Origin of the sequence: Gordonia sihwensis NBRC 108236, from assembly GCF_000333035.1 — a bacterium.
GTDB classification, from domain to species: domain Bacteria; phylum Actinomycetota; class Actinomycetes; order Mycobacteriales; family Mycobacteriaceae; genus Gordonia; species Gordonia sihwensis.
The window spans coordinates 11016-33484 of sequence record NZ_BANU01000038.1; the positions used below are offsets into that span (position 1 = coordinate 11016).

Sequence of the window (22469 nt, forward strand, 5' to 3'; positions counted from 1 at the left end):
GAGCCTACCGCTGAACCTGCGACGCCGCGTGACGACGGTCAGCGCGGCCACGGCGTGATCGGATTGCCCTGCCAGCGCGTGTGCGCCGGAACCACGTCGCCGCGCATCACGAGCGACGCGGGCCCGACCGTCGCCGACGTCTCGATGCCGGAGGCCGGCAGCGCCACGCAGTGCGGGCCGAGTGTGGCACCCGCCGCGAGGGTCACCGAGTCGATCGCCATCACGCGGTCGTGGAACAGATGCGTCTGCACCACGCAGCCGCGCTGGACGGTCGCGCCGTCGCCGAGCGTCACCAGGTCGGCTTCGGGCAGCCAGTACGACTCGCACCACACGCCGCGGCCGATGCGCGCGCCCAGCGCCCGCAGCCACAGGTTGAGCACCGGGGTGCCGGCCGCGGCGTTGGCGAACCAGGGGGCGGCGACCGTCTCGACGAAGGCGTCGGAGAGTTCGTTGCGCCAGACGAACGAACTCCACAGCGGATGCTCCGATGCGCGAATGCGCCCCACGACCGTCCATTTGGCGATCGCCGCGATCACGCCCGCGACCGCTCCCGCCGCCAGCAGGATCAGCCCGCTGCATGCGGCGGCCACCAGCACGTTCGTCGTCACGGCCAGCGACTGCAGCGCGAACAGCACCCCGACCCCGATACCGAACGAGACCATCACCGCGATGATCCGCAGAGTCTCGACCACCCCGCGCGCCACGCGGAGCCGGGTGGGCGGGGCGAAGGTCCGTGACGTGTCGGACTCCGACGCCGTCCGCCGCAACCGCACCGGCGGGCTGCCGAGCCAACTCGACCCGCTCTTGGACTTCGTCGGCGCGGACGACAGCACCGCCACCAGCGAATTCTTCGGCAGCTTGCGCGAGGGCGCCACCATGCCGGAGTTGCCGAGGAAGGCTCGCTTGCCGACCTTGGCCTCGCCGACGCGCATCCAGCCGCCCCCGAGTTCGTACGACGCCATCAGCGTGTCGTCGGCGAGGAACGAGTCGTCGCCGACACTGGTGAACTTCGGGATCACCAGCGCGGTGGAGATCTCCGTCCCCCGGCCGATCCGGGCGCCCAGGGCGCGGAACCACCAGGGGGTGAGCAGGCTCGCGTACAGCGGGAACAGGTAGGTTCGCGCCGAGTCCATGAGCCGTTCGGTGGCCCACACCTGCCACCCGATGCGCGACCGGACGGGGTACACCCCGGCGCGCATTCCGATCGACAGCAGCCGCACCGCCACCAGGATGAGCAGCGCGAACGCGGCCATCGCGGCCACGGCGGCGACCGGCGCCATCGCCAGGCCGCGTGCCGCGGCGGCGCCCATCGAGTCCGCGGGCAGCGCCCAGGAGCCGATCACGGTGAGCCCGACGGCCAGCGACACCAGCGGTATCCCGGAGATGAGGAAGGCGCTGCACGCATATACCGGCACCCACCGGCGACGCCGCGGGGGCCGGTGCTCGGGCCAGTCGGCTTTCGCTTTGCCGACTTTGGCGGCCGGCGAGCCCGCCCATCGCTGTCGCGACTTCACCTTCCCGCGCACCGCCGATCCCGGGTCGACGATCGCGTCGCGTCCCACGGTGGCGCCCGGGAACAGCGTCGAGCGCGATCCCACGGTGGCGCCGGGCTTGATCGCGATCTCGCCGATCACGAGCTCGTCTCCGTCGATCCACCAGCCCGCGAGGTCGACCTCCGGCTCCACGGCGGCGCCGTCGCCGATCTCCAGCAGCCCGGTGACCGGCGGCAGCGAGTGCAGGTCGACGCCGCGGCCGATGCTCGCACCGAGCGCCCGGGCCAGCGTCGGGAGCCACGGGGCTCCCGAGAGATTGTGGGCACCGCTGGCCTGCATCAAGCGTTCGGCGGCCCACAGGCGCACGTGGACGGATCCGCCGCGCGGATACGTGCCGGGACCGACCCCCGCGAGCAGGGCGCGAGCTCCGGCGGCGGCGATCACCAACCGGCCGAAGGGAGTCACGAACACCAGGAACGCGACGATCAGCAGCCACCAGTTCACCGACGCCAGCCACGGCGCGGAGTAGCCGAGGGCGTCGGCGGCGGCGCGACCGACGTTGTTCGCGACGCCCAGCCAGGTGATCCACTGGATGCCGGTGAGCGTGGCGAGTGGGATGGATGCGGCCGCCTGCGCGAATCCGGTGGACCGCGGCACCGGCGTCACCGACCGCGGTGCGACGGTGGCCCCGGGTGCCAGGGAGTCGAGGAGCTCGGCCAGCGAGCCGAGCCGGGGGTGGTCGTAGAGGTCGGCGACGGTGATCTCGGGGTAACGGGCGCGCAGTGCCGTCACCAGTTGAGCCGCGGAGAGCGATCCGCCGCCCTCGGCGAAGAAGTCGGCTTCGGCCGAGTCGACACCGACGCCCAGCACCGCCGTCCACTGTTCGGCGAGCCACGCCTCGGTGGGTGTGAGATCGCCGCCGCCGTCCGAGGAGTCCGTGCCCGGCACCGGCCAGGGCAGCGCGTCGCGGTCGACCTTGCCCGAGGTGCGGGTGGGCAGCTCGTCCATGAGGACCAGCCGGGGCACCAGCGCGGCGGGCAGGTCCTCGCGCAGCAGCGCTTGCGCGGCCGCGACGTCGAAACTCGGGTCGGCCGACGCGAGATAGCCCACCAGCAGGGCGTTCCCGGTGGCTGTCTTGCGGACGGCGGCCGCCGCACCGCTGACCCCGGGGAGATTCTGGAGCGCGTTGTCGACTTCGCCGAGTTCGATGCGCCGACCGCCGATCTTGACCTGATCGTCCGCCCGGCCGACGAAGTCGAGACCGTCGTCGCACATCCGCACCAGGTCGCCGCTGCGATAGACGCGATCCCAGCCGAGCGAGGGCATCGGCGAATACTTCTCCGCGTCCTTGACCGGGTCGAGGTAGCGGGCCAGCCCCACGCCGCCGATCACGAGTTCGCCAGTCTGCCCCGGCTCCACCGGCTGTTGGTCGGCTCCCACCACCGCGAGGTCCCAGCCGCGCAGCGGCAGACCGATCCGCACCGGCCGTCCCCGGTGCATCTGCGCGGCGCAGGCCACCACGGTGGCCTCGGTGGGCCCGTAGGTGTTCCACAGTTCCCGGTCGTCCGTCGCGAGACGGTCGGCCAGTTCGGGAGGGCACGCCTCACCCCCGAAGATCAGCAGACGGACGGCTTCGAGGGCCTCGGCCGGCCACATCGCCGCCAGGGTGGGGACGGTCGAGACGACGTTGATGTCGCGCTTCACCAGCCACGGACCGAGGTCCATTCCGGAACGGACGAGCGCCCGCGGCGCGGGTACGAGGCAGGCGCCGTTGCGCCACGCCAGCCACATCTCCTCGCAGGACGCGTCGAAGGCGACCGAGAGGCCGGCGAGCACGCGGTCGCCGGGTCCGAGCGGTTCGTCCTGCAGGAACAGCTGGGCCTCCGCGTCGACGAACGCGGCGGCGTTGCGGTGGGTCACCGCCACGCCCTTCGGCTTCCCGGTGGAGCCGGAGGTGAAGATGATCCACGCGTCGTCGGCGGTGGTCGCCGGGGACGACAGGAGTGCGGGGTCGTGATCGGTGCGGGTCTCGCGGTCGGTGCGCCGATGGACGCCGTCGGCGTCGATGATCGCGTCGACGTCGGCCTCGCCGAAGACCAGTCGCGCGCGTTCGTCGGGGTCGTCGGCGTCCACCGGCACGTAGGCCGCGCCCGCGTACAGGGTCGCGAGAATCGCGATGTACAGATGGCGATCGCCCGAGGGCATCCGGATACCCACCCGGTGCCCGCGTCCGATGCCGATCGACGCGAGCCTGCGGGCCACTCGACGCACCAGGACGGCGAGTTCGGAGTACGAGACCATGCGGTCGCCGTCGTCGACGGCCGGCGCGTCCGGGTACCGCTCGGCGGTGGCGGCGAGGATCTCGCACAGGGTGCGCGGAGCCGGTGCCTGGGACGAGAGCAGGTACTCGGGCGGGATCGGCACGGGTGATGGACCTCCGGGAGGCGACGCGAACGAGCAACGGGCCACCACGGCACGTCGAGGTAATTGTGCAACAGGGCGAACGGTCGCGCTGGGCGGCACACTGCGGGTCCGAGCCGGTTTCGCCTGCTCGACGAGCTCACCGGAGCGGACCGTAAGCTGGATCACGTCGGGCCGGCGACGCTCGATCACCGGCACGTATCGATGCTTGTATCACCAGCGCTCAGGAGATGAAACATGGCGGCACCGCTCAAACTCGGACTGAAGGCGTCGGCGGAGCAGTTCGACCCGCGCGAACTGGTCGAGGTCGGCGTGATGGCGGAGGAGTTCGGTCTGGACTCGGTGACGGTCAGCGACCACTTCCAGCCGTGGCGGCACAACGGCGGACACGCCCCGTTCTCCCTCGCGTGGATGGCCGCGGTCGGCGAACGGACGCAGCGACTGCAGATGGGCACCTCGGTGCTCACCCCGACCTTCCGCTACAACCCCGCTGTGATCGCCCAGGCGTTCGCGACGATGGCGTGCCTGTACCCCGGCCGGGTGATGCTCGGCGTCGGCACCGGTGAGGCGCTGAACGAGTACGCCACCGGGTTCCAGGGCGACTGGCCGGAGTTCAAGGAGCGCTTCGCGCGCCTGAGGGAGTCGGTCCGCCTGATGCGCGAGCTGTGGACCGGCGAGAAGGTCGACTTCGACGGCGATTACTACCGCACCCAGGGCGCCTACATGTACGACATCCCCGCCGAGCCGGTGCCGGTGTACATCGCGGCGGGCGGTCCGGTGGTGGCCCGGTACGCCGGACGGGCCGGCGACGGTTTCATCTGCACCTCCGGCAAGGGTATGGAGCTGTACACCGAGAAGCTCATCCCGGCGGTGAAGGAGGGCGCCGCCAAGGCCGAGCGGGAGTTCACCGACATCGACCGGATGATCGAGATCAAGATCTCCTACGACCGCGACCCGGAGACGGCCCTCGAGAACACCCGCTTCTGGGCGCCGCTGTCACTGACCCCGGAGCAGAAGCACAGCGTGAACAGCTCGGTGGAGATGGAGCGGCTCGCCGGCGAACTCCCGATCGAACAGGTCGCCAAGCGGTGGATCGTCGCGTCGGATCCGGACGACGCGATCGCGCAGATCAAGCCCTATCTCGACGCCGGGCTCAACCATCTGGTCTTCCACAACCCCGGGCACGACCAGCGCCGGTTCCTCGAGTCGTTCACCGCCGACGTGGTGCCGAAGCTGCGCGCGCTGGCCTGACCGGCCGAGGCGTTCCGGGGCACAGACGCCGAACCGTGCCGTCTGTGTCCCGTTTCGTGCCACTGGTCCGATACTCCCGCTTGGTCGGACCTGTGGCGACGATGAATGTTTGCAGGTAGGAGGATTTTTCCGGGGCCGACGGTTCTCGTTGGAGGTCCGATTTGAGAAAGTGCATTGCCTCCCGCGGGGCAAGGCTCTCGGATAGCGTTCCGAAATATGGGCAATGCGAAGGATTCTCGTAGAACTCTTATCAAGAATGCACGGGTGTTCGACGGTCTCGCCGACCGAGCCGCGGACGGAGTCGACGTCCTGATCGACGGACGCACGATCGCCGCGGTGTCCACCGATCCGATCGATGCGCAGTCGGCCGACGCCACGGTGATCGACGCGGGCGGCAAGTTCCTGATGCCCGGTCTGTCCGACGCGCACGTGCATCTGATGGGCAATGCGAACGGCTACCTGGACTTCGTGGCCGGGCCCACCGGCAGCCTGTACACGAACACCCTCGCCGAGGCGAGGCGCATGCTGCACCGAGGGTTCACCACCGTCCGCGACATGGGCGGCGACGTGGCGCCGATCAAGACCTCCATCGACCGCGGCGACTTCGAGGGCCCGCGGATCTTCCCCAGCCAGGCGATGATCTCGCAGACCTCCGGTCACGCCGACTTCGCGTTCGTCTATCAGACTCCGCAGGAGTTCGGGGGCGGCCCCTCGCGGACCGATGAGATCGGCTTCACGCGGGTGGCCGACGGCGTCGACCGGGTGCTGGCCGCGGTGCGCGAGCAACTCCGCAAAGGCGCGAGCCAGATCAAGCTCACCGTCGGAGGTGGCGCCGCGTCGATGTACGACCCGCTGTACACCCTGCAGTTCACGCCGGACGAGATCCGCGCCGCCGTCGCCGCGGCCGCCGATTACGGCACCTATGTGGCGACCCACGTCTACACCGTCGACGGAGTGCGCCGGGCGATCGAGGCCGGTGTGCGGTCCATCGAGCACGGTCACCTGGCGGATGAGGCGACCGTCGCGCTCATCGGGGAAAAGGGTTTGTGGCTGTCGATGCAGCCCTTCGCCGAGGCCGATCACCACTATCCGGACCCCGCGAGAGCAGCGAAGAACACACAGATCTGCGCGGGCACCGAAGCGGTGTACGGCTGGGCGCGCAAGCACGGTGTGCAGGTGGCCTTCGGCACCGATCTGCTGCTGGAGCCCGAAGCGGCGCCCCGGCAGAGCGTGATGGCCGCGCGGCTGGGCGACTACTACTCGAATGTCGAGGCGCTGAAGATGCTCACCTCCGGCAACGCCGCCCTGTTCGAGATGGCCGGTCCGCGCAATCCGTACGCGTCGGCCCGGCTCGGCGTGATCGCCGAGGGCGCGTGGGCCGACCTGCTGTTGATCGACGGCGATCCGATCGCCGACCTCTCGGTGATCGCACAGCCCGACGAGAAGTTCGTCCTGATCGTCAAAGACGGCGTCGTCGTCAAGAACGCGGTGTGAGGACGGACGTGACGATCCAGTACGAGACCGCGGCGTTCGACACCGATCCGCTGCTGCACGGCATCGACCTGGGGGTCGACGCGTCGTGGGGACACATCTACGGTCCCGTCGAAGTGACGGTGCCACGCGGCGGCGTCACCGTTCTGCAGGGGTCGGGCGGCCGCGGCCGGACGGCGTTGCTGCTGACGCTGTGCGGGCGGATGCGCCCGACGAAGGGAACGCTGACGGCCTTCGGCCGCACCGACGACGCCCACCATCTGTTCAATCACTCCGCGATGGCGTTCATCGACGAGGTCGACGGCATCGAGCAGACGATTCGCGTCCGGGACGTGCTCACCGAACAGCTGCGCTGGCACGCGCCCTGGTACCGCTGGGTGAAACAGGCGCGTGAAGACGACCTGGAACGGATCTGCCGTCCGGTGTTCGGGGACGATCTGCAACTGCCGCCGCTGATGTCGTACGTCGAGGAACTGCCCGAGCTGACCGCGGCGCTCTTCCGGATCGCGGTCGCGAACATCGGGAGGTCGGAGCTGCTCGTGGTGGGCGGGGTCGACAACCTGACGCGGGTGGAGAACTCGAACCTGTTGCTCGACCGGCTCGTCGCGCTCGGGCGCGAACAGACGGTGGTGACGGCCGACGTGAACGGCGCGCCGGCGCACCGGGGACTCGTCCGAGTGGAGCGAGTCGACAATCTGACGGACCGCGAATTCGTCCGGCTCGAGCCGGCAGATCGGAACATCTGACATGCTCGCCGCCTTTTCGCCGGGAAGCGATTTCAAGCGTTACTACCGCGGGCGGATGCCACGGCTCGCGCTGGCCGTCATCATCCTGATGCCGCTGCTCTACGGTGCGCTCTACCTGTGGGCGTTCTGGAACCCGTTCAACGCCGTCGACAAGATCCCGGTGGCTCTGGTGAACCTGGACAAGGGCGCCGAAGTGATGGGGAACAAGCTCGACGCCGGCGACCAAGTGGTGCAGGGGCTCATCGACTCGAAGCAGCTCGACCTGCACGTGGTGTCCGAGGAGGAGGGCGCCCAGGGTGTCGCCGACGGCAAGTACTACTTCTCGATCACCCTGCCCGAGGACTTCAGCGCCAAGGTGGCCTCGCCGACGTCGAGCGAGCCCGGCTCGGCCGAGCTGATCTTCACCTACAACGACGCGAACAACTACCTCGCGACCATCATGGGCCAGGACGCCGCGCAGCAGGTGGTCAACAAAGTGTCGGCGCAGGTCGGTTCCCAGACCTTCGAGATCGTTCTGAACGACGCGGGGTCGATGGTCGGGAAACTGACCCAGGCGGCCGACGGGGCCAACGAGCTGAGCGCCGGACTGGTTACCGCGCACGACGGCTCGGCGAAGCTGTCGTCGGCGTTGAACGAACTCAACGACGCGATCGTCGAGGCGACCGATCCGCTGATGGCGCTCTCGGAATCGCCGGGCCGCGGAATGAGCGCGGCCGAGTTGAGCGCGGCGGCCGACCGGATGAGTCGGACGGCGGCCGGACTGAGCACGATCAGCGGCGGCGCGGCCACCGCGGAGAGCGACGCCTCGCAGGCTCTCGCCCGCGTCACCGCGCAACTGAAGGGACATCCCGACCCCGCGGTCCGCGCTGCAGGTCAGGCGCTCGAGGGCGTGCGCCGCCAGCTGGCGACTCCGCAGCGACCCGATCTGCCGAGCTCGGCTGAGCTGGCGCAGTTGAGCACCGACACCGCCGCGGTCAGCCGCGAGCTCGCCGATCCGTCGAGTCCGGTGCGCATGGCGATGACTCTTCTCGAGCCGGGCGTCATGCACGACGATCTCGTGAAGGTCCGCGCCGGATCGGCCGAACTCAGTTCCGGCGCCGACCAGCTCACCGCCGGTCTCGTCGAACTGTCCTCCGGCTCCAAGGAACTGGCGTCGGGCCTGAACCAGGGCGTCGAAGCGATACCGCACTGGTCCGCCGCGCAGAAGAAGGAACTGGCCGACACCCTCGGGCAGCCGGTCAAGCTCACCGAGAACACCGAGCACGAGGCCGCGACCTTCGGTACCGGTTTCGCACCGTTCTTCTTCTCGCTCGCGCTGTTCGTCGGCTGCATCATCGCCTGGATGCTGTTCACCCCGATCCAAGCTCGGCCGGTGGCGCAGGGACTCGACTCGCTGCGGGTGGTGCTCGCATCCTATGCGCCGACCTTCGCCGTCGGTTTCCTCCAGGCGGCGATCCTGTACGCGGTGGTCGTCTTCGCGATCGGGATGCGCCCGGCGTATCCGGTGGCCACATTCGGCTTCATGCTGCTGATCGTCGCGATGTTCCTGGCGATGATCCAGATGTTCAACGCGCTGTTCGGGCCGGCCGTCGGGCGGGTGGTCACGCTCGCGTTCCTGATGATCCAGCTGACGTCCGCGGGCGGCATCTATCCGGTGCCGACGACGACCCTCCCGTTCCAGTACATCCACTGGGTGGACCCGATGACCTACACGGTCAACGGTCTGCGCCAGCTGACGCTCGGCGGAATCGACCATCGACTGTGGATCGCGATCGCCGTGGTGGCGGGCCTGACCGCGCTGTTCATGGCAGGGTCCACATGGGCGGCACACCGCAACCGCCAATACACGATGGACCGCTTGTATCCGCCAGTCGAGGTCTGACCGGCGCCGAGTTCCCGCGCTGTACCCACCGCTGTTGAAGGAGAAGAGATGCCCAACTCGCGTTCGACCGACTCGATGATCGTCAGTCCCGTGTTCACCCGCGGGGGAGAGGCGACCGAACTGCCTCGGTTCGAGATGCCCGACGAGATGATGCTGCCGGAGACGGCGTATCAGATCGTGCACGACGAGGCGATGCTCGACGGAAACGCCCGGCTCAACCTGGCGACCTTCGTCTCGACCTACATGGACAAGGAGGCGCAACTCCTGTACATGCAGACGGTCGACAAGAACATGATCGACAAGGACGAGTACCCGGCGACGGCGGCGATCGAGGACCGCTGCTGGCGGATCCTCGGCAACCTCTGGCACAACCCCGACGTCGACCAGGCGATCGGCACCTCGACCATCGGGTCGTCGGAGGCCTGCATGCTCGGCGGCCTGGCGCTCAAACGCCGGTGGCAGGCCAAGCGCAAGGCCGCGGGTGAGTCGATCGAGAAGCCGAACCTGGTGATGTCGACAGCGGTGCAGGTGTGCTGGGAGAAGTTCTGCAATTACTTCGAGGTGGAGCCTCGCTGGGTGCCGATCACCGAGGAGCATCTGTTCCTCGACGGCTATGAACTCGAGAAGTACGTCGACGAGAACACGATCGGCGTGGTGGCGATCATGGGCCAGACGTACACGGGCGCGTACGAGCCGGTGAAGGAGATCTCCGCCAAGCTCGACCAGATCCAGAAGGACACCGGCCTCGACGTGCACATCCACGTCGACGGTGCCTCGGGTGCGATGATCGCGCCGTTCTGCCAGCCGGATCTGGAGTGGGACTTCCGCGTCGACCGTGTCGCATCGGTCAGCACCTCCGGCCACAAGTTCGGTCTGGTGTATCCGGGCGTGGGCTGGATCGTCTGGCGCGACGCCGAGGCGCTCCCGGAGAGCATGATCTTCCACTGCAGTTACCTGGGGGGAGACATGCCGACGCTCGCGCTGAACTTCTCGCGGCCGGGCGCCCAGGTGCTGCTGCAGTACTACCAGTTCCTGCGGCTGGGGCGGGCGGGCTATGCCGCCGTCCAGCAGGGTTCGCTCGACGTGGCGCAGTACCTGTCGTCGGCGATCGCGGAGATGGGCCCGTTCGAGTTGATCAGCAAGGGCGACACCATCCCGGTGTTCGCGTGGCGGCTCACGAAGGACGCGAACCCGAACTGGAACCTGTACGACCTTCAGGACCGGCTTCGGATGAAGGGCTGGCAGGTGCCCGCCTACCCGCTGGCCGACGATCTCGCCGACATGACGGTGCAACGGATCGTGGTGCGGGCCGGGCTCAGTCACGATCTCGCCGACAAGTTGCTCGACGATCTGCGCGCGGAGGTCGACTTCCTCGAGAAGCTCGACGCGCCGATGCCGCGTGAGGGCAACAACTCGCACTTCCACCACTAGACGTCCGTGGTCCGCTGCTCGTCTCCTCAATGTGGGAGGCGAGCGGCGGGGAGTCGCTCAGGAGACACGTACCGTCCATGACCAATCGCAACGCCACCACGGCGCTGACGAGCCGGATCCTGACACCCTCGGTGGTTCATCAGTGCATCGGCTTCATGATCGGCTCTGCGCTGTTCGCGATCGGCTCGGCTCCCGGTTTCGGGAACTGGGCCGGCGCGTCCGTCGTGAACATCTGCTATTTCGCCGGCTCCTGGTTCTTCACCGGTGCGGCGTTCATCCAACTGGTGCTCAGCGGCAGTCCCACCGTCCCCGTCTCGTATGCGCCGGGGGTGATGGTTCGCGCCGAGTGGTTCGCGGCGGCGACGCAGTTCTTCGGCACACTGCTGTTCAACGTCAGCACCGGCGGGGCGCTCATGACGCACACCATCCGCGGCGAGAAGCATCTCGTCTGGACTCCGGACGCGGCCGGCTCGGTGGCGTTCCTGGTGAGCGGGTTCTTCGTCCTCGTCGCCTTCTCCCACGCCACGGGACGGATGTGGGCGCCCGGTGACCGGAACTGGTGGTCGGGCCAGATCAACTTCATCGGGTGCGTGGCATTCGGCGTCTCCGCCGTCGCCTCCTACATCACGGTCGGCGGCATCACCGTCGATGCCGTGGCCGCCAACGTGGGCACCTTCGTCGGCGCGATCTGCTTCTTCCTGGCCTCGGCCGTCGTCCTCCCACGGGCATCGGCGGCACGATGACTGCCCGGCCCGCCCCGGACGAGATCAGGGACTGGAGCCGGTCGGTCGGCGTGTGCGACGACGATCCGCCGCTCGTTCTCGGCGGGCGGCAGGGACTGGCGGCCTACCGGGACATGGTGGGCGTCGACCGGCTCGCGAGCGCTGACCCGGAGACTTTCGGCGCAGCGATCCACCAGCGCAGGCTGTCGGTGGTGACGGCCACACGGGCGCTGCGCACACCGCTGACGTGGCACGCGGAGGTTTCCGAACCCCCACCGGACGGCGACTTCCTGTTGATCGCGATGCCCGACGCCGCGGGATCGTCCGGCGACCACGTCGTGGTCGTGACCGGCGGCTCGCCGGAACCGCCGTCGTCCGGTGACCTGGCGGACGTGGCCGCGCTGCGGATCCCGGCCGACGAACTGGGAGTCGGGGCGAGGACGCTCGCCACGGCCGGTGTACTCATTCCCGACACCCTGTTGGCGGCGGTCGCGGCGCGCAGTGTCCGCGGGTTCGTCTCATCGGTCATCGCGCGCGATGTGCGGACGCCGACCCTGGCCGCCGAGATCGCGATGATCGACATGCTCTCCGCTGTGGTCGCCGAGACGGGCTGCCGGACCGGTGACGTGTCCGGCACCACCGCCTACGTCCGGGAGCAGACTCACGAACTCATCGAGCGGCACTTCCGCGATCCGTCGCTGTCATCGGCGGTGTTGGCCGGGCGCCTTCACCTGTCCCGGCGCCAGTTCTACCGCCACTTCGAGGACTGCGACCGGAGCGTCGCCGAGATGATCGCCGACCGGCGACTGCAGGCCGCGCGGGTGCTGCTGATATCGAACCCGGCGGCGTCGATCGCCTCGGTGGCACGAGCGTGCGGGTTCGCGTCGCTGGGCGCCTTCCGCTTCCGGTTCCGCCGCGCCTACGGTCTGGGCCCCAATGAGTTCCGTGATCGGCTGGCGCAGTCGAGGGCGGGAGGGGCGCCCGCGTCCGCGGAGACCTCGCGTCCGGTGGGCTAACCCGACTTCGCAGGCGGGGCGACGGTTTCGGTCACCGTCTTGGTGTCGGTCTCGGTCCGGGTCCTGGTGACCGTGTCGGTCACGGTGCGCGTGGCCGTGGCGTTCGACGTCGCTGTCTCGGTCGCGGTCTCGGTCACGGTGTCGGTCGCGGTGCGCGTGGCGGCGCTGCCGGTGGTCGTCGAGATCACCGTGGTGGTGTCGACGACGGTCTCGGTGACCGGAGCCTGGCTGTCGGACGATCGGCTCTGGCCGACGAGGAAGAAGCTGACGATGACGAGAGCGGCGGCGAGGCAGGCGACCGCGGTGATGATCCGCCAACGCCGGACGGCCGCGGTCTCCGCGGCGGCGGCCGTCACGGGTTCCGGAGGGCCGGTCGGCGGGCCGTACCCCGCGGGCTGGTTGCTGTAGGCGGTCTGTCCCGCGGACGCCGGGTACTGCGGCTCGCTCGACGGGGGTGTCGTGGGGCCGTCGTTCGGCGGCTGGGTCACGGGCGCTCCTAGGACGAGACGATGCGGGCCGCGGCGGGTCGACGCGCCGCGGTCTCCCAGAACAGTACCGCGCCGGGTATGCCGCGATGCCGGCCTGCTAGCAGTTACCCCCAGGTAGTGACAGTTGCGACGCAAGTTTGCCGATCGGACCCGCCCGATGTGACCCGAATATCACCTTGGCGCTTTTGGTGATTCGCTCGACACTGATAATTGGGTGTGCAAGTATGTCAGATGAGAAAGCAAGGCTCCCTCCCAAAGCCAGGCCCATCTCGCCATGTCCCCCATGCGTAGAAGGTCTCCTCATGCCCCATAGTGCAACCCTGCCCAAGACAAGTCTGTCCAATACGCGCGCTTCGTTCCCTCAGGCGGCACGTCCCGGACTGGCGACCCGGCTCACTCCGCGCACCGTCGCCGAATGGGAAGCGCGGCTCGGCGTCGGCAGTGTCCCGACGCGCCCGCGTCCGGACCGGTTCACCGGCCATTCCGGCACCACCGCCTACAGCCCGACGGTCGACGTCCGCATCGCGGAACCGGAGACCTTTCATGCGATGCGCTTCGCACAGAGTCTGTCGTCGATCGTGACCTACTGCGCACTGCAGCCCGCGATGACGATGGAGCGCACGGCGGAGCGGGTGCGGAACGAGCCGTCGGACTCTCTGGTGGTCAGTGTCAGCGGTATGCGCGGACAGTCACTCATCCGGCAGAACGGCCGGGAGTTCGTCTACGGCCCCGGCGACCTGGTGTTCGTCAGCAACGCGACCCCGTACAGCCTGGTGACCAACGCCGTGGCCGACCCGTCCGGACTGCTCATCCCGTTCAATCGGCTCGGCAAGCACCGCCACATCGCCGAGCGGCTGCAGCGTCCCATCGCGGCCAACACCCCGCTGGCCCGCGCGGCCGCGGTCTTCGTCCGCCGATTCGCCGCCGAGACCTCGGCGCTCAATGCGGGGCAGGCGACGGGCACCGTCTCGGAGCAGGCCGCCGTCGATCTGATCGTCGCCGCGCTGTCGGAACTCGACGGTTCTCCGACCGGCACCGAGGACAACGCCCTGTTCGTCCAGGAGGCCGCTCGCGACCTCATCGACCGCCACCACCGCGATCCCAGCTTCTCCCCGGACGCGATCGCCGAGCGGCTGCACCTCTCGCGCCGCCAGCTGTACCGCTACTTCGAGAACTGCGACACCTCGCTGGCGAGCCGGATCGCCGATCGCCGGCTGCAGACCGCCCACGAGATGCTCATGCAGAACGCGGGCGCCTCGATCAGCACCATCGCGCTCTCATCGGGCTTCCCGACGGTCGCGACCTTCCGGAACCGGTTCAAGCAGCGCTACGGCGTCGGACCGGTGGAGTATCGCCACCGCGTGCGCGGATAGCGGCGGGGCCGGCACCGGTCACGGCGGAGATTCGGCCGCCGGATCGAGCCGCCACAGCGGGTTCACCGGGCCGTGGCCGGCGCCGAGCGGATAGGCGGCGGCCAGGCCGCGGGTGACCCACCGCTTCGCGAAGGCCACGGCGTCGGGCACGCGGTAGCCGTGGCCCAGCGCGCCGGTGATCGCCGCGGCCAGGGTGTCACCCGCACCGTGGTCGTGCGGGGTGTCGATGCGTCTGCCCGGGAACTCCAGGAACTCTCGGCCGTCGTACAGGATGTCGGGGCTGTGTTCGCTGCCCCGCAGGTGGCCGCCCTTCACCAGGGCCCACCGGGCGCCCGACTCGCGCAGTGCCGCGGCGGCCGCCCGTTGGCTCGCACCGTCCACGACGTCGATCCCGGTCAGTAGGCGCACCTCGTCCAGGTTCGGCGTGACGACCGTGGCGAGCGGCATCAACCGCTCGGTGAGCGCACCGAGGGCGTCGGACGCCAGCAGGGGATCGCCGTGCATCGACGCGCAGACGGGATCGACCACCAGCGGCACTCCCGTGTCACCGCCGATGCCGAGCTGCGTCGCGGCCTCGGCGATCGCCGTGATGATCGGATCGGAGGCCAGCATCCCCGTCTTGACCGCACAGACGCCGATGTCGGGAACCACCGAGTGCATCTGCGCCGCGACCACCGCCGGATCGATCTCCTGGATTCCGGTGACCCCGGTGGAGTTCTGCACGGTCACCGCGGTGACCGCGACGCAGGCGTGCAGGCCGAGCATCGCGAAGGTGCGCATATCGGCCTGAATGCCCGCGCCGCCGCCGGAATCGGAGCCGGCCACGGTCATCACCCGGACCGGGGTGACGCCGGGGCCGGCCTGCGGAAGCCGCAGGGTCACGGCGCGGCGGCCTCGGAGATCGGCAGGTACACCTGGTTTCCCGCCGCCGCGAACTCGGCCGATTTGGCCGCCATGTCCTGTGCCAGCCGCGCGTCGATGTCCTCCTGCGTGACGAGCCCGTTCTCCTGTGCATAGGTGCGGACGTCGGCCGAGATCCGCATGGAGCAGAACTTGGGGCCGCACATGGAGCAGAAGTGCGCGGTCTTCGCCGGCTCGGCGGGCATCGTCTCATCGTGGTACTCGCGTGCCGTGTCGGGATCGAGCGCGAGGTTGAACTGATCGGTCCAGCGGAACTCGAAGCGCGCCCTGCTGAGGGCGTCGTCGCGTTCCTGGGCGCGCGGATGCCCCTTGGCGAGGTCGGCCGAGTGTGCCGCGATCTTGTAGGTGATGACGCCGACCTTCACGTCGTCCCGGTTCGGCAGCCCCAGGTGCTCCTTCGGCGTCACGTAGCAGAGCATCGCCGTGCCGGCCTGCGCGATCATCGCAGCGCCGATCGCGGAGGTGATGTGGTCGTAGGCCGGCGCGATGTCGGTGGCGAGCGGGCCGAGCGTGTAGAAGGGGGCCTCCTCACACAGCTCTTCCTCGAGCCGGACGTTCTCGGCGATCTTGTGCATCGGGACGTGCCCGGGGCCCTCGATCATCACCTGTACGCCGTGGCTCTTGGCGATCTTCGTCAGCTCGCCCAGGGTCCGCAGTTCGGCGAACTGCGCCTCGTCGTTCGCATCGGCGATGGACCCGGGGCGCAGGCCGTCGCCGAGCGAGAAGGTGATGTCGTACCGCGCGAAGATCTCGCACAGCTCGTCGAAGTGCGTGTACAGGAACGACTCGGTGTGGTGGGCCAGACACCATGCGGCCATGATGGAGCCGCCGCGCGAGACGATGCCGGTCACCCGCTTGGCGGTCAGCGGGACGTAACGCAGGAGCACGCCGGCGTGCACGGTCATGTAGTCGACGCCCTGTTCGGCCTGTTCGATTACGGTGTCGCGGTAGATCTCCCAGGTCAGGCGCGTGGGATCGCCGTTCACCTTCTCGAGCGCCTGGTAGATCGGCACGGTTCCGACCGGGACGGGGGAGTTGCGCAGGATCCATTCGCGAGTGAGGTGGATGTCCTTGCCGGTCGAGAGATCCATGATGGTGTCGGCGCCCCACCGGGTGGCCCAGACCATCTTCTCCACCTCTTCGGCGATGGACGAGGTGACGGCAGAGTTGCCGATGTTCGCGTTCACCTTCACCGCGAAGGCCTTGCCGATGATCATCGGCTCCGACTCGGGGTGGCGGTGATTGACCGGAATCACCGCGCGTCCGGCGGCCACTTCGCTGCGGACCAGCTCGGCGTCGACGCCCTCGCGCGCGGCGATGTATCTCATCTCCGGCGTCACGATCCCGGCGCGTGCCCAGGCCAGCTGGGTGGCCGCGTCGTGTCCGCCCACGGGCACCGGTGCCGGCCGTTCCCAGGAGTCGCGCGTCTTCGCCAGCCCCTTCTCGAGGTCGATGGTCGCCGACGAGTCGGTGTACGGACCGGAGGTGTCGTAGAGGTCGAGGTGCTCGCCGTTCGTCAGATGCACTCGACGCTGGGGAACGGCCATGCCGTCGACGTCGAGGTAGACCTTGCTGCTGCCCTCGATGGGGCCGCAGGTCACCTCGGCGGTGGCGTCGTCACGTGTGGTTCCAGGCATGGATGTGCCCATGATGATCCTCCCTACGCCGGCATTATCCGGACAGGTTCAGGCGGTCGACGACCGCCTGTCGCCATCTCAGCCCCCGGTTCCGTGGGAGCCCCCGCGTGTGAAGTTGTGCGGTGCCCACCATACTCACGTCGTCCGGTCGCGTCGCATCGTGATGCAGATGTGACAGATGTGACTTGCGTCTCCCGGTCGAACGAACGTAATCTTGTGACGCTGGTCACAGGAGGTCAACGAATGCATCGCAAAGTCCGTCACTCGCATCCGCCGCAGTCGGCGCGCTCGCTGCTGCACCAGATCTCCGAGGTCTCCCACAATCCGGAGCGGGAGCGCTTCGAGTTGCGGGTGGGCGGCGACCTGGTCGGCGTGCTCGGCTATCGCATCGACGACGGTCCCGACGGCGAGGTGGTGACGATCCTCCACACGGTCCTCTACGACGAGTACAGCGGCCACGGGCTGGCCACTCGGCTCACCGGCGGCGCCATGCAGTACATGCGCGACAACCAGCTCAAGGTGCGGCCGCTGTGCACCTTCACCAAGCACTTCCTCGACGCCCATCCCGGCATGGTGGCGATGGCCTCCGCCTGAGGCGGACCGACCGGCGCACCTGCCGGGATCAGCTCAGGTCGAACACGAGGGGGGCGTGATCGCTGGCGCCCTCCGCGGCGCGGGCGTCGCGGTCGATGAAGGCGTCGTGGATACGGTCGTCCAAGGCGGGGGAGCAGAGCGCGAAGTCGATGCGCATGCCCTCGTTGCGGGCGAAGCGCCCGGCCTGGTAGTCCCAGAAGGTGTAGGTCCCCGGACCGGGGGTGAAGGGGGCCGCGCTGTCGACGAATCCGCCTTCGACGAAGCGGCGGAAGGCGGCGCGCTCCTCGTCGGAGGTGTGCGTGCGGGACGCGAAGTACTCGGGGTCCCACACGTCCTCGTCGGTCGGCGCCACATTCCAGTCTCCGGCGAGAGCGACCTGGGCGGCGGGATCGTGCGACAGTTCCAGCGATGTGACATCGGCGAGGGCGCTGAGCCAGTCGAGTTTGTACTGGACGTGATCGTGTCCCGGCTCGCGCCCGTTGGGGGCGTACAGGCTCCAGACGCGCACGCCTCCGCAGGTCGCCGAGATGGCTCGCGCCTCCCGTTCACCGGCGTAGAGCGGCTGCCCGTCGAATCCGATGTGGATGTCGTGCACCCCGATCCGGGACGCGATCGCGACGCCGTTGTATCCGCTCGACCCGTGGAACGCGACGTCGTAGCCGTGGGCCAGAAAACTCATCACCGGGAACTGATCGTCGGTGCACTTGGTCTCCTGCATCGCGAGCACATCGATCGCATGCCGATTCATCCATGCCACGACCTGCTCGGATCGGGCGCGGATCGAGTTCACGTTCCACGTCGCCAGGCGCATGGCGTCAATCCTGCCGCAACCGCATCAGGGGCGCACCGGCGCCCTCCCACCGGCCTGCGACGGCGGCCGCGTCGTCGGCGGACGTGAGCAGGACGAGTCCGAAGCGGCGGCCCGATCGGCGCAGCCGCTCCCGCCAGTGCGCGGGGGAGGTGGCGAACCACTCGAAGTCGCCTTCCGGAGCGTCGGCCAGGAGTCGGCCGGCATCGGAGACGACGGTCAGCAATGCCGTCGCCCGCGCGCCGGTGGGGGTCCGCAGACCGGTGGGGAGGTCGCCCATGCAGTCGTCGAACGCGTCTTTGTTGTGCCCGAAGTGGCCGGGGAAGTCCCATGCGGCGGCGAAGAGATCGTACAGTCCGTCCAGCGTGCGCATCCGGTCGCCCGGCAACCGCCGGACCGCTGCGCCGGTGCGGTACGTGGTGACGTCGCCGACCGCGAGCGCTGTCGCCGGGCCCTCGCCGGCGAGGAATTCGGTCAGGGAAGCGGTGGTCACGCCGACGGCCCCCGGATCTGGACGAAGGTCCGATAGTGGTCGAGGGTGTACCAGGCGGACCCGTCGCTGCCGGTCACGATGCGTTCGGCGTCACGTCCGCGTCCCGGCTTCTTGGGGTTGACGTCCCATTCCTTGTAGACGATGCGCCGCCCGTCTGCGGACTTGACCGGCAGCTTGCGCTCGTTGTTCCGGAAGGTGTCGCCGCCGTGGGTGCCCGGGGCGTTCGCCGCCTCCGGCCACCGGCCCGAATCGATCTCGTTCAGCGTCTTGGTGACCCGGGTGGGAGCGTCGCCGCCCCTCGCCTCGACCGTCGCCGGGCCGGGCGCAGCCGTGGACGTGCCGAGGAGCGGGCCGGCGGCCGTGGACGTCGGTGCGGACGACGCGTCGTCGGGGCTGTCGCGGCCGTCGATCCACCACGTGAACGCCGCGATGGCGAGCAGCGCGATGACGGCGAGCGCCGAAGCGATGATTCGTCGCCTGGTCAGGTCGGGGTCGGTGGAGTTCGGCATCGCCGTCCACCGTAATTCATCGCGCCGCCGCTACAGAGCCAGCAGGCGGCACGTGTGGTGCAGTTCGAAGTCCAGTGCTCGCCACGCCGCGCGGGCCGAGTCGTCGGACGCCGCCACCGTCACCGCGACCACCCCGTCGGCGATCGGCGCCCAGTCGCCGGGCGGGGTGGGGCCCGTCGGCTCGGGGCCGATCAGCACCTCGTAATCGGCCGAACTCGCGATCGCCGCACCCAGCGAGGCGACGCGCATCAGCCGGTCGGCGACGATCACGCGGCGCGGCAGCCCCCGGCCGTCGAGCCAGCGCAGCGCCGCGGGCAGACCGGCCGCGGTGGAGCCGAAGTCGACCGGTGCCGCGGCTCCCGACCGCAGAGAGTCGCCGGCGCCGTTGACGAGCCAACCGTCGGTCTCGGTTCGCTCGGCGGCCGGTGCGGCGCGCATCAGCGCTCGCTCCACGCCGCGGATCTCGGAGTTGCGCACCACCCGTCGCGAGAGCAGTCGCACCGACGTGATCGCATCGGTGCGGATGCGGTGGCGGACGCCGTCGCGCTCGACGACGATCGCCTCGCCGGTCCGCTCCCGGAGCAGCCCGGTGATGTCCGACAGGCTGGGGGAGCGATCGGTCGGGGGATTGGGTGAGGCCCGCCAATCGGCGGGCGCGTCGGCGCCGAGCCGGTACCGGACCACCACTCGATCGCCGACCGCGGGCTGCGGTCCGCGAGAGACGGGCGACGGGTCCGGCGACGGCACGGCGGGCGGGTCAGTCGTCGTGGCCGAACGGATCGGTGACGGTGCCCGGCAGCCAGGTGAGGCCGGGCACGCCCCAGCCGTTGCGCTTGATCGCCTTCTTGGCCGCCCGCGCGTTGCGCCCGATCAGCACGTCGACGTACAGGAATCCGTCGAGGTGTCCGGTCTCGTGCTGCAGCATCCGGGCGAAGAATCCGGTGCCCTCGATCTCGACGCGGTCGCCGTTGCGGTCGGTGCCGACCACCTTGGCCCAGTCGGCCCGCCCCGTCGGAAAGCCCTCACCGGGCACCGAGAGACAGCCTTCGTCGTTGTCGTCGGGATCGGGCATCGTCTCGGGGATCTCGGAGGTCTCCAGGATCGGATTGATCACCTCGCCGCGCCGGCGCGCGCCGGCATCGGGGCAGTCGTAGACGAACATCCGGAGCGGCCGGCCCACTTGATTCGCCGCGAGTCCGACGCCGTTGGCGGCGTCCATGGTCTCGTACATGTCGTCGAGCAGAGCGACGATCTCGGCCGAGGGCTTCGAGTCGGCGTCGAGCTCGACCGGGGTGGTCGGCTGGTGCAGCACGGGTTCGCCGATGATGCAGATCGGGAGAATTGCCATGACAGAGCAGTCTACTGCGCGAGAGGTCCGGTTTCGCTGCGGTGCGTCGGCACGGACGGCGGCCGCGATCGTGGTTAGATGTTCGACGGAACCACACTGATGTCATTCGTGCGCCGAGGCGGCGTGCGAGCCGGTGTGAATGCACGGTCCAGCTGTTTGAGGAGCGAGATGAACGGCGCAACGGCGAGTAGCCCGCAGGGCGACGACCCCTCGGCGATCGACGGAGCCCGCGACCAGGCTGCGAACCTCGACCCCCACGAGGTGGGTCCCGACGGACTGACCCGGCGTGAGCGGGAGATCCTGAACTTCGAGCGGCAGTGGTGGAAGTACGCGGGATCCAAGGAAGACGCGATCAAGGAACTGTTCAACCTGTCCGCGACCCGCTACTACCAGGTGCTGGGGGCACTGGTGGACCGCCCGGAGGCGCTCGCCGCCGATCCGATGCTGGTGAAGCGTCTGCGTCGGCTCCGCGCCTCGCGCCAGAAGGCCCGCGCGGCACGACGGCTCGGGTTCGAGATCACCTGACGCGGGCACGGCCTGCGCACGGGCTGCGCGGGTGGCCGGTGGGTTAGAGTTGCCGTGATGAATGCTGAGCGAGAGAACAACCGACTTCCGCTGCGTGCGGGTGCCATGCTGCTGTTGGCGATCGCGGTCGTCTGCCTCGGCCTCGGCATCCATCAGTTGACGACCAGCGGTGAAGATCCCGACGCCGGCCTCAAGGCCGCCGGGCAGAGCGCACAGGCCGCCGCCGAGTCGGAGAAGCAGCAGGAGCAGGCGACGTCGAGCAAGTCTCCGTCCAGCAGCACCGCGCCCGCCGCGGACACCGAAGGCGTGCCCGAACTGTGCGTCCTCAATGCCGGCAACGTGACCGGTCTGGCCGGTTCGGTCAGCAAGGAGCTCACGGCCGCCGGATTCAAGGTCGGTGAGACGGCGAACCTGAGTACGTCCAGCGTCAGCGAGAACACCATCTTCTACTCCCCCGAGCAGGAGGAGGCCGCCAAGAAGGTGGCCGCGGCCGTGCCGGGCGGTGCCGCCCTGAACCCCCGGCCGACGGCTTTCACGCGTTGCCCGGAGGGCCTGCCGGTCGTGGTGGTGAGCCGGTAGCACGCGGACCGGACGCACCCGTCATAATCATTGGCGAACAGTAAACATCAGCGAACACGGCAACAGCCCCAACGTGCACGCGAAGCGGATGGAGATCCGCCCAGCCGACCACAGCGCCGACGACTAAGGAGCACACATGACCGTCCGTAGCACCAATCGCGCTTCGACCGTCCGGGTCATGGCGGCCGTGGCCGCCGCGGGCGGCGCGGCCCTGGCACTCTCGGCCTGCACCCCGAACGAGCAGCCGAGTGACGTGCCCGGCACCACCCCCGCGGTCGTTACCGGCGACCAGGTGGCTCCCGGCGACGTCGTGAACGCCGACGGCATCCCGGCGAGCGCGCAGTCCGCGTCAACCACTCTGGTCAACAAGGACGGCAACCGCGTGGGCTTCGTCAGCTTCTCGCAGGAGGGCGAGGCCGTGAAGGTGTCGATGCGGGTGGCCGGTGTGAAGCCGGGCGAGCACGGCATCCACATCCACACGGTCGGTAAGTGCGAGCCCGCGACCGGGTTCTCCACCGCCGGCGGTCACTTCCAGGCCGACGGTCACACCGGCAAGCCGGAGTCGGGCGATCTGGCCACGCTGAACGTCCTCAAGGACGGCACCGCCAGCGCCAGCACCACCACCGACGCGTTCACCGTCCAGGACATCCGCGGCAAGGCCGTCATCCTCCACGATCTCGCCGACGGCGGCTCTGAGGCACCGCGCCTGGCCTGCGGCGTGATCTCGCAGACCAGCTAGCG

The 22469-nt window shown here is 69.3% G+C and carries 21 protein-coding genes and 1 riboswitch; of the genes, 12 read left to right on the forward strand and 9 right to left on the reverse strand.

Annotation, left to right across the window (positions count from 1 at the left end; genetic code table 11):
* Nucleotides 1-38: 38 nt before the first annotated feature.
* Nucleotides 39-3917: a Pls/PosA family non-ribosomal peptide synthetase gene (locus tag GSI01S_RS17545; RefSeq protein WP_006897978.1), complete on the reverse strand. Its 3879-nt coding sequence runs from the start codon at nucleotides 3915-3917 to the stop codon at nucleotides 39-41.
* Between the two features lie 234 nt (nucleotides 3918-4151).
* Between GSI01S_RS17545 and fgd the strand changes: the two genes are divergently transcribed.
* The 7 genes from fgd to GSI01S_RS17580 all read left to right on the forward strand — a co-directional run bounded on the left by fgd (nucleotide 4152) and on the right by GSI01S_RS17580 (nucleotide 12453).
* Nucleotides 4152-5165: a glucose-6-phosphate dehydrogenase (coenzyme-F420) gene (fgd, locus tag GSI01S_RS17550; RefSeq protein WP_006897979.1), complete on the forward strand. Its 1014-nt coding sequence runs from the start codon at nucleotides 4152-4154 to the stop codon at nucleotides 5163-5165.
* Nucleotides 5166-5381: 216 nt separating this feature from the next.
* Nucleotides 5382-6659: a metal-dependent hydrolase family protein gene (locus GSI01S_RS17555; protein WP_006897980.1), complete on the forward strand. Its 1278-nt coding sequence runs from the start codon at nucleotides 5382-5384 to the stop codon at nucleotides 6657-6659.
* An 8-nt stretch (nucleotides 6660-6667) separates the two neighbouring features.
* On the forward strand, nucleotides 6668-7402 hold the full coding sequence (locus tag GSI01S_RS17560) for an ATP-binding cassette domain-containing protein (RefSeq protein ID WP_006897981.1): 735 nt from the start codon (nucleotides 6668-6670) through the stop codon (nucleotides 7400-7402).
* A gap of 1 nt (nucleotide 7403) precedes the next feature.
* Nucleotides 7404-9284, forward strand: a complete 1881-nt coding sequence (locus GSI01S_RS17565; protein ID WP_006897982.1) for a YhgE/Pip domain-containing protein — start codon at nucleotides 7404-7406, stop codon at nucleotides 9282-9284.
* A 48-nt stretch (nucleotides 9285-9332) separates the two neighbouring features.
* The gene (gene gad, locus GSI01S_RS17570) at nucleotides 9333-10715 is read left to right on the forward strand and encodes a glutamate decarboxylase (RefSeq protein WP_006897983.1); all 1383 of its coding nucleotides are present in this window, start codon (nucleotides 9333-9335) and stop codon (nucleotides 10713-10715) included.
* Nucleotides 10716-10792: 77 nt separating this feature from the next.
* Complete coding sequence (locus tag GSI01S_RS17575; protein ID WP_006897984.1) at nucleotides 10793-11458, forward strand: hypothetical protein; 666 nt, start codon at nucleotides 10793-10795, stop codon at nucleotides 11456-11458.
* A complete protein-coding gene (locus GSI01S_RS17580; protein WP_006897985.1) occupies nucleotides 11455-12453 on the forward strand; it encodes a helix-turn-helix domain-containing protein in 999 nt (332 codons plus the stop codon). The genes GSI01S_RS17575 and GSI01S_RS17580 overlap by 4 nt, the downstream gene beginning before the upstream one ends.
* Here the strand turns inward: GSI01S_RS17580 and GSI01S_RS19640 are convergent.
* A complete protein-coding gene (locus GSI01S_RS19640) occupies nucleotides 12450-12941 on the reverse strand; it encodes a hypothetical protein (protein WP_006897986.1) in 492 nt (163 codons plus the stop codon). The genes GSI01S_RS17580 and GSI01S_RS19640 overlap by 4 nt on opposite strands.
* Nucleotides 12942-13243: 302 nt before the next feature.
* On the opposite strand from GSI01S_RS19640, the gene GSI01S_RS17590 reads away from it, so the two are divergent.
* Nucleotides 13244-14314, forward strand: coding sequence for a helix-turn-helix domain-containing protein (locus GSI01S_RS17590; RefSeq protein ID WP_006897987.1), 1071 nt, complete (start codon nucleotides 13244-13246; stop codon nucleotides 14312-14314).
* 18 nt (nucleotides 14315-14332) lie between these two features.
* On the opposite strand, the gene thiD is transcribed toward GSI01S_RS17590, so the two are convergent.
* Both thiD and thiC read right to left on the reverse strand, forming a co-directional pair.
* A complete protein-coding gene (gene thiD, locus GSI01S_RS17595) occupies nucleotides 14333-15145 on the reverse strand; it encodes a bifunctional hydroxymethylpyrimidine kinase/phosphomethylpyrimidine kinase (protein WP_051999700.1) in 813 nt (270 codons plus the stop codon).
* Between the two features lie 47 nt (nucleotides 15146-15192).
* A complete protein-coding gene (gene thiC / locus GSI01S_RS17600) occupies nucleotides 15193-16884 on the reverse strand; it encodes a phosphomethylpyrimidine synthase ThiC (RefSeq protein WP_006897989.1) in 1692 nt (563 codons plus the stop codon).
* Nucleotides 16876-16989: riboswitch (TPP riboswitch) on the reverse strand. (Overlaps the previous gene by 9 nt.)
* A gap of 126 nt (nucleotides 16990-17115) precedes the next feature.
* Between thiC and GSI01S_RS17605 the strand changes: the two genes are divergently transcribed.
* Nucleotides 17116-17466, forward strand: a complete 351-nt coding sequence (locus GSI01S_RS17605; protein ID WP_006897990.1) for a GNAT family N-acetyltransferase — start codon at nucleotides 17116-17118, stop codon at nucleotides 17464-17466.
* Nucleotides 17467-17494: 28 nt separating this feature from the next.
* Here the strand turns inward: GSI01S_RS17605 and GSI01S_RS17610 are convergent, their stop codons facing one another.
* From GSI01S_RS17610 to GSI01S_RS17630, 5 genes are read right to left on the reverse strand one after another with little or no spacing between them, the layout of a single operon-like run.
* Nucleotides 17495-18277 carry an exodeoxyribonuclease III gene (locus GSI01S_RS17610; RefSeq protein ID WP_006897991.1) on the reverse strand — a complete coding sequence of 261 codons (783 nt, stop codon included), beginning with the start codon at nucleotides 18275-18277 and terminating at the stop codon, nucleotides 17495-17497.
* 4 nt (nucleotides 18278-18281) lie between these two features.
* The gene (locus GSI01S_RS17615) at nucleotides 18282-18767 is read right to left on the reverse strand and encodes a barstar family protein (RefSeq protein WP_006897992.1); all 486 of its coding nucleotides are present in this window, start codon (nucleotides 18765-18767) and stop codon (nucleotides 18282-18284) included.
* Entirely contained in the window at nucleotides 18764-19276 is a 513-nt protein-coding gene (locus GSI01S_RS17620) for a guanyl-specific ribonuclease (protein WP_006897993.1), read from the reverse strand. Before GSI01S_RS17620 ends, GSI01S_RS17615 begins: the two co-directional genes overlap by 4 nt.
* A gap of 30 nt (nucleotides 19277-19306) precedes the next feature.
* Nucleotides 19307-20023: a GNAT family N-acetyltransferase, cg3035/Rv0428c family gene (locus GSI01S_RS17625; protein ID WP_101841518.1), complete on the reverse strand. Its 717-nt coding sequence runs from the start codon at nucleotides 20021-20023 to the stop codon at nucleotides 19307-19309.
* Between the two features lie 10 nt (nucleotides 20024-20033).
* Nucleotides 20034-20624 (reverse strand): peptide deformylase, encoded by a 591-nt coding sequence (locus GSI01S_RS17630; RefSeq protein ID WP_006897995.1) that lies wholly within the window; start codon nucleotides 20622-20624, stop codon nucleotides 20034-20036.
* A gap of 168 nt (nucleotides 20625-20792) precedes the next feature.
* On the opposite strand from GSI01S_RS17630, the gene napA reads away from it, so the two are divergent.
* From napA to GSI01S_RS17645, 3 genes are all read left to right on the forward strand, one after another.
* A complete protein-coding gene (napA, locus tag GSI01S_RS17635; protein ID WP_006897996.1) occupies nucleotides 20793-21149 on the forward strand; it encodes a nucleoid-associated protein NapA in 357 nt (118 codons plus the stop codon).
* A 57-nt stretch (nucleotides 21150-21206) separates the two neighbouring features.
* A complete protein-coding gene (locus GSI01S_RS17640) occupies nucleotides 21207-21728 on the forward strand; it encodes a LytR C-terminal domain-containing protein (RefSeq protein ID WP_006897997.1) in 522 nt (173 codons plus the stop codon).
* 136 nt (nucleotides 21729-21864) lie between these two features.
* The gene (locus GSI01S_RS17645; protein ID WP_006897998.1) at nucleotides 21865-22467 is read left to right on the forward strand and encodes a superoxide dismutase family protein; all 603 of its coding nucleotides are present in this window, start codon (nucleotides 21865-21867) and stop codon (nucleotides 22465-22467) included.
* Nucleotides 22468-22469 lie beyond the last annotated feature (2 nt).

What these genes read in the sequence shown, in the direction of transcription:
- fgd (WP_006897979.1), top strand. Translation starts at nt 4,152, where the DNA reads ATGGCGGCACCGCTCAAACTCGGACTGAAGGCGTCGGCGGAGCAGTTC.
- GSI01S_RS17555 (WP_006897980.1), top strand. Translation starts at nt 5,382, where the DNA reads ATGGGCAATGCGAAGGATTCTCGTAGAACTCTTATCAAGAATGCACGG.
- GSI01S_RS17565 (WP_006897982.1), top strand. Translation starts at nt 7,404, where the DNA reads ATGCTCGCCGCCTTTTCGCCGGGAAGCGATTTCAAGCGTTACTACCGC.
- gad (WP_006897983.1), top strand. Translation starts at nt 9,333, where the DNA reads ATGCCCAACTCGCGTTCGACCGACTCGATGATCGTCAGTCCCGTGTTC.
- GSI01S_RS17575 (WP_006897984.1), top strand. Translation starts at nt 10,793, where the DNA reads ATGACCAATCGCAACGCCACCACGGCGCTGACGAGCCGGATCCTGACA.
- GSI01S_RS17580 (WP_006897985.1), top strand. Translation starts at nt 11,455, where the DNA reads ATGACTGCCCGGCCCGCCCCGGACGAGATCAGGGACTGGAGCCGGTCG.
- GSI01S_RS17590 (WP_006897987.1), top strand. Translation starts at nt 13,244, where the DNA reads ATGCCCCATAGTGCAACCCTGCCCAAGACAAGTCTGTCCAATACGCGC.
- thiD (WP_051999700.1), bottom strand. Translation starts at nt 15,145, where the DNA reads ATGACCGTGGCCGGCTCCGATTCCGGCGGCGGCGCGGGCATTCAGGCC.
- thiC (WP_006897989.1), bottom strand. Translation starts at nt 16,884, where the DNA reads ATGGGCACATCCATGCCTGGAACCACACGTGACGACGCCACCGCCGAG.
- GSI01S_RS17605 (WP_006897990.1), top strand. Translation starts at nt 17,116, where the DNA reads ATGCATCGCAAAGTCCGTCACTCGCATCCGCCGCAGTCGGCGCGCTCG.
- GSI01S_RS17610 (WP_006897991.1), bottom strand. Translation starts at nt 18,277, where the DNA reads ATGCGCCTGGCGACGTGGAACGTGAACTCGATCCGCGCCCGATCCGAG.
- GSI01S_RS17620 (WP_006897993.1), bottom strand. Translation starts at nt 19,276, where the DNA reads ATGCCGAACTCCACCGACCCCGACCTGACCAGGCGACGAATCATCGCT.
- GSI01S_RS17630 (WP_006897995.1), bottom strand. Translation starts at nt 20,624, where the DNA reads ATGGCAATTCTCCCGATCTGCATCATCGGCGAACCCGTGCTGCACCAG.
- napA (WP_006897996.1), top strand. Translation starts at nt 20,793, where the DNA reads ATGAACGGCGCAACGGCGAGTAGCCCGCAGGGCGACGACCCCTCGGCG.
- GSI01S_RS17640 (WP_006897997.1), top strand. Translation starts at nt 21,207, where the DNA reads ATGAATGCTGAGCGAGAGAACAACCGACTTCCGCTGCGTGCGGGTGCC.
- GSI01S_RS17645 (WP_006897998.1), top strand. Translation starts at nt 21,865, where the DNA reads ATGACCGTCCGTAGCACCAATCGCGCTTCGACCGTCCGGGTCATGGCG.